Origin of the sequence: Pseudomonas sp. HMWF006 (assembly GCF_003061205.1) — a bacterium.
Taxonomy (GTDB): domain Bacteria; phylum Pseudomonadota; class Gammaproteobacteria; order Pseudomonadales; family Pseudomonadaceae; genus Aquipseudomonas; species Aquipseudomonas monsensis.
Map to the genome: position 1 here is coordinate 10,886 of NZ_QAIU01000587.1, position 4,657 is coordinate 15,542.

Consider the following 4,657-nt stretch of genomic DNA (forward strand, 5'->3'; position numbering starts at 1 on the left):
GGAAGATGCCGATGATGAAACCAATGATCCGTAAGGTCGGCAACGCCATGAAGTCCGCTCGGGCTGATGTGGGAAGGGCGCCATTCTACCCGTGGGGGCAGGCATGTAAACCGGCACCCGGTTGGCAGATACCGCTAGAATAGCCGCACATTTTTCTCAGGAGGTGGCCGATGCAGGCTCTCGACGCTTTGCTCAACCGTGTTTCCGTTCCACGACTGGTCGAACCGGCCCCCACCGCCGCACAGCGCGAAGCGTTGTTCTCCGCGGCCCTGCGTGCGCCGGATCACGGGCACTTGCAGCCTTATCGTTTCCTGACCGTCGAAGGCTCGGCGCGCGAGCAGATGGGCGAGTTGCTGGCCGAAGCCGCGCAAATGCAGGAAGGCGAAGTCACTGAAGCGATGATCGACAAGGCACGCAACGGTCCGCTGCGTGCTCCGTTGGTGGTTGTGGTGATTGCGAAGTTGCAGGATCACTCCAAATACCCGAAAGCCGAGCAGTTGCTGGCGGCCGGTTGTGCCGCCCACGGGATTTTGCTGGCGGCGTATGCGCAGGGGATTGGCGCGGTGTGGCGCACCGGTGATCTGGCGTATTCCAAGCATGTGGCCCAAGGGCTGGGGCTGGCGGAAGGGGAAGAGGTGATCGCGTTCCTGTACCTGGGCACCCCGCAGAAAGAGCCGCGTGTGGCGGAGAAGGTTGACCTGGCCGAGTTCGTCAGCGCCTGGCCGAGTAAAGCCTGAAGATCAAAAGCCCCTCACCCTGACCCTCTCCCGGAGGGAGAGGGGACTGATTGGGGGATGTTGTAGAGATACGCCGACCTGAACGTTCTTCGCTGAATCCATAATCGACTTCGGTTCAATTCGGATACAGAGTTGATTACGGATTCAGCATCCATAATCAACTCGGTCTGTCAGGTCGATGCAGGGCGCCAGACACCTCACCCCAGCCCTCTCCCGCAGGGAGAGGGGACTGATTGGGGGATGTTGCAGAGACGCGCCGACCTGGACGTGCCTGGCTGAATCCAGACCCGATCACGGCTTGGAGTCCATAATCGACTCGGTGTTTCAACTCGATGCAGGGCGCCAGACACCTCGGTCGGCCCCCTCTCCCTCCGGGAGAGGGCTGGGGTGAGGGTGGCTTTTAGGGTTGGACGACGGCGCCGGGTACAAGCGGCAATTCCAGACTCGCAATAAACCCGCCCTGCGGATGATTGGCCAGCGTCAAACTCCCACCATGGCGTTCCGCCGCTCGCCGGGCAATCGCCAGGCCCAGGCCATGTCCCGCCGCCGTCTGCCCCGGCGCCCGGTAAAACGGTTCGCCCAACTGGCTCAAATGCTCAGCCTGCACCCCCGGGCCATGGTCGCGCACGCTCACGACAATTTTTTCGCCCTGGCGCGAGGCCTGCATTTCAATCGCTTGACCTTCCGGGTTGAAGCGCTGGGCATTGCGCAGCAGGTTATCGACGGCGCGCTCGATCATGGTCGGCCAGCCCTTCAGATTCAGCTGCGGTTCGGCATCAAGACGCACGATCTGCTCGGGCGATGCCAGTTTCGCGTCCTTCTGCAACGTGCCGAGCAACGTATTCAGATCCACCTCTTCAGCACTGGCGTTGTCGGCATCGACTCGCGCCAATACCAGAATTTCACTGATCAACGCTTCCAGCCGATCACACTCGCGTGTCAGTCGTGGCCAGAGTTTCTCGCGTTCCTCTGGGTTGGCCCGTTCCGCCAGCGCCAAGGCAATCCGCAACCGTGCCAGCGGTGAGCGCAGTTCGTGGGACACATCACGCAGCAATTGCCGCTGACTGCCGATCAGGCTTTGCAGGCGCGCACCCATGCGGTTGAAGTCGGTGGCCAGCACGCCGAATTCGTCGCGGCGGTTGGCCAGTTTCGCCAGGCTGTTCTGCTGATAGGTGGTCTGTCCCAGGTCATGCACGGCGCCGCGCAAACGGCTGAGCGGGCGGGTGATGGAGAACGTGACCAAGAGGCTGAACAGGGTCAGTACCACCAGCGCAATACCCAGCGCGCTGAGCGGCCAAAGCAGGCTATCGCGGTGCCAGGCGTCGAGTTCCGGGTGCGGGATACGGAAGATGAACAGGTAGGTGTCGCCGGTTTTTTCGCTGGTGAACTCGTCGGTCAGGCGCCGCCAGGGCAGGCGGCGGTCATCGTTGTTCTGGCGGGCTTCGAAGGCGGCGGCGCGGCGCGGGAAGGTGCCGCGGACCACCGGATCACCGCTTTCGTTGAGCACCTGAACGTCGATGTGGTACTGGCGTTTGCGTTGTTCGAGGATCGTCTGGGCGGCTTCTTCGCCCTGGGCTTCGTAGGTTTGCGTCCATTCACTGGCCAATGTGTTGAGGCCCGGGTGACGGCTGAGGATCCACGCGTCCTGGTTGAGCATGTGCCCGAGCAGAATGGACAACCCGGCCACCAGAGCGATGGCCAGCCAGAAGCTCGCGAGAATACGCCAAAACAATGAACGCACAGAAATTCCTCAGAACAAACACAAAACCCCTGTAGGAGTGAGCCTGCTCGCGATAGCGGTGGGTCAGACACGATTCTGTCGACTGGCACACCGCTATCGCGAGCAGGCTCACTCCTGCATTTGGATCGGTAAAAACAGGCCCGACGGAATATGCCGCCGGGCCTGTGATTAGAACATTATTGCGCTTTTTGCGGCTGTTGCGCTTTCCACGCCTTGAACTCGGCCCATTCGGCGCGGCGTTCCGCCTGTTTCTTCTGGATCTCGTCGAATTTCTTCTGTTGATCCGGCTTCAGCAGGTTGCGTACGTCGGCTTCGGCTTTCTTGTGGTTGGCCGCCATCTCGTCCTTCATGGCTTTCTGGTCAGCCGGCGAGAGTTTTTCCAGGTACTTCTCGACCACTTGCTTACGCTCGTGCATCTGCTCGCCCATGATCTTGCGGATCTGCTCGCGCTGTTCGCGAGACAGGTCGAGTTGGCTGTACGGTCCTTTGCCGTGCATGCCGTGCATCTGACCGCCGTGGCGAGCGCCATCCATTGGGCCACCCATCGGGCCACCATCCTGCGGCATGGCCATGGCGACGGTTGGCAGAGCGGCAGCGAACATCAGAGCGATAAGAGTCTTGCGCATGGTGTATCTCCTTGTCTCGTTCCCGGTACGTTCCGGATGAGTACAGATTACGGAGATCAAGGTCAGCGGCGGTCAGCGCTGCGTAAAGCTTGGGTAAAGACGCTTTGTGCCCAACCTTACAAACACACCCCTGTAAGCGTGAGCCTGCTCGCGATAGCGGTGTATCTGGCAAGAAAGTGTCGACTGACACACTGCCATCGCGAGCAGGCTCACGCCTACAGGGGGTGGCAGGTTCAGAGGCTATAGAAGTAACCGCGGCTACGCAGGGCGACGATCCGTGGACGACCGTCCGGGTGCGGGCCGATCTTCTTGCGCAGGTTGCTGACGTGCATGTCCAGGCTGCGGTCGTACAGGGTCAGCTTGCGGCCGAGGGCCAGTTGCGCCAGTTCCTGTTTATCCAGCGGCTCGCCGGGCTGCTTGAGCAGGGCTTCGAGCAGGCGGCTTTCGGACACGGTGAGGGTCAGTTCTTTCTCGTCGATGCTGACCACGCCACGCACCGGGCTGAAGCTCAGGTCGCCCAGTTCCAGTTGAGTCGACACCGCTGCCGGATGGCTGCGGCGCAACACGGCGCGCAGGCGGGCGGTCAGTTCACGGGGATCGCACGGCTTGGCCAGGTAATCATCGGCGCCGAGTTCCAGGCCGAGGATGCGGTCCAGCGGCTCGCCTCGGGCCGAAAGCATCAGCACCGGCAGATCGGCGTGATCGTTGCGCAGTTGCTTGAGCAGTTCCAGGCCGCTGCCGTCGGGCAGCATCACGTCCAGCACCACCGCCGCGGGCGACGATTCGGCCAACGCCTTGCGCGCACTCTGGCCATCGTGGCAGGCGCGCACCTGGAAGCCTTCCTGGCTCAGCCAGCTACTCAGGAGTTCGCACAACTCCTGGTCATCATCAATCAGTAACAGCTCGCTCATGACTCACTCAATTTAGCCATTGCCGACGTTTTCGGCTTGCTCCACTGGCAAAGATACCGCAGAGCAGCGCCAATAGCGCTACTCCGGCACCGGTGACGAACCACTGCTGCTGTTCGGTCAGCAGACGCGGGAGCGGGCTGGCCTGGGCTTCCTTGAGTTGCAGCTTGAGACGCTGGTTCTCCTGGCGCAACCGGGCGAGCTGGGCGCTTTCGCGGGTGTTGTCGGCATTTTGCAATTGTTTGCTCAGTTCTTCCCGCTGCTGTTCGCTGACCTTGAGGCGCTGTTGCAACTCGGTGATCTGACTGCCGGCACTCAATGACAATGGCGTGGAGCTGCCGCCTTCGGTGGTTTCCTCACCATGGGCGGGCGCCATGATCGACAACGTGACCAACATCAGACACAACGGACCCTTGCGCATCGCGACACCTGCTTCCAAATGGATATTGGGCAGGTTGTCGGCAGACAAACGAGAATAATGAGCGATTGAGAGCAGCAAGAACCGATAAGGTTCAGTGCCGGGGAAGACTGGTTTGTAGTGCAGGTGACTTTGTGGCGAGGGGATTTATCCCCGATGGACAGCGAAGCTGTCCCAATAACAGGGACTGCGGTGTGACAGGCACACCGCATCGGATGGCTTTGGGG

Annotated in this window: 5 protein-coding genes; 1 reads left to right on the top strand and 4 read right to left on the bottom strand. The window is 61.1% G+C overall.

What is annotated here, in order from left to right; genetic code table 11:
- Positions 1-170 precede the first annotated feature (170 nt).
- Entirely contained in the window at positions 171-737 is a 567-nt protein-coding gene (locus tag DBR24_RS27145) for a nitroreductase family protein (protein WP_128616256.1), read from the top strand.
- A 400-nt stretch (positions 738-1,137) separates the two neighbouring features.
- Here DBR24_RS27145 and DBR24_RS27150 read toward each other — a convergent pair whose 3' ends face one another.
- From DBR24_RS27150 to DBR24_RS27175, 4 genes are all read right to left on the bottom strand, one after another.
- On the bottom strand, positions 1,138-2,478 hold the full coding sequence (locus DBR24_RS27150) for a cell wall metabolism sensor histidine kinase WalK (RefSeq protein WP_128616257.1): 1,341 nt from the start codon (positions 2,476-2,478) through the stop codon (positions 1,138-1,140).
- A gap of 176 nt (positions 2,479-2,654) precedes the next feature.
- Entirely contained in the window at positions 2,655-3,104 is a 450-nt protein-coding gene (locus DBR24_RS27160) for an LTXXQ domain protein (protein ID WP_128616258.1), read from the bottom strand.
- A 233-nt stretch (positions 3,105-3,337) separates the two neighbouring features.
- Positions 3,338-4,015, bottom strand: coding sequence for a response regulator transcription factor (locus DBR24_RS27170; protein ID WP_123465657.1), 678 nt, complete (start codon positions 4,013-4,015; stop codon positions 3,338-3,340).
- 7 nt (positions 4,016-4,022) lie between these two features.
- Positions 4,023-4,433, bottom strand: a complete 411-nt coding sequence (locus DBR24_RS27175) for a translation initiation factor 2 (protein ID WP_123465659.1) — start codon at positions 4,431-4,433, stop codon at positions 4,023-4,025.
- Positions 4,434-4,657: the final 224 nt, after the last annotated feature.

Coding starts and splice junctions, on each gene's coding strand:
- DBR24_RS27145 (WP_128616256.1), top strand. CDS start 171: ATGCAGGCTCTCGACGCTTTGCTCAACCGTGTTTCCGTTCCACGACTG.
- DBR24_RS27160 (WP_128616258.1), bottom strand. CDS start 3,104: ATGCGCAAGACTCTTATCGCTCTGATGTTCGCTGCCGCTCTGCCAACC.
- DBR24_RS27170 (WP_123465657.1), bottom strand. CDS start 4,015: ATGAGCGAGCTGTTACTGATTGATGATGACCAGGAGTTGTGCGAACTC.
- DBR24_RS27175 (WP_123465659.1), bottom strand. CDS start 4,433: ATGCGCAAGGGTCCGTTGTGTCTGATGTTGGTCACGTTGTCGATCATG.